This is a genomic window from Actinospica acidithermotolerans (genome assembly GCF_018139625.1).
GTDB classification, from domain to species: Bacteria; Actinomycetota; Actinomycetes; order Streptomycetales; family Catenulisporaceae; genus Actinospica; species Actinospica acidithermotolerans.
The window spans coordinates 1-613 of sequence record NZ_JAGSOH010000321.1 but is presented as its reverse complement, the minus strand read 5'-3'; the positions used below and the strand labels follow the sequence as shown (position 1 = coordinate 613).

Sequence of the window (613 nt, the reverse complement as noted above, 5' to 3'; positions counted from 1 at the left end):
CCATGACCCTCCTCGACGACGCCCCGAACCTCGCCCACCTGTTCGCCCACGCCCGCCTAGGCTCCGACCTGACCCCCGAGCAGCACGAAGCCTGGAACCACGCCCTCGACGCCCTCCGCGCCCACGCCCTCAGCGAACCGGCAGAGACAGCCACCAACACCGAACCCGAACCCGAAGACCCGCAACCGACAACCGACCCCGACCCCGTCTCCGAGGGCAGCGCACCGCCAACCGGCGCACCCGAGGACGCCGCACCGGAGCCCGAGGCACCCGAGGAGGCGCCGGGCGAGGACCGGGAACCCAACGGCGAGCCGGAGGATGCGGAAGACGAGCCCGAGCCGGACAGTACGGCGACGCCCGTGATCCCGGGCAGCAGTGGGAGCCTCGCCGGCCTGGGGCCTGCACGGCCGGGGGAGCTGCAGGACAAGGTCGCGGTATTCCTCGCCGACCACGTCGGGACCGAGTACACCGTGACCGAGGTCGCCAAGGAGCTCGGGCATTCCGGGGGAGCGGTCGGGAACGCGATGAAGACCCTCGCCTCCGACGGAAGGATCATCGAGACCTCCGCCAGCCCACGCAAGTACACCGCCCGCACCCCCGACCCGTACCGCCC

Annotated in this window: 1 pseudogene; it reads left to right on the top strand. The window is 72.3% G+C overall.

The features are described from left to right. Positions 1-613: pseudogene (locus KDK95_RS34905) on the top strand (hypothetical protein); the annotation flags it as partial.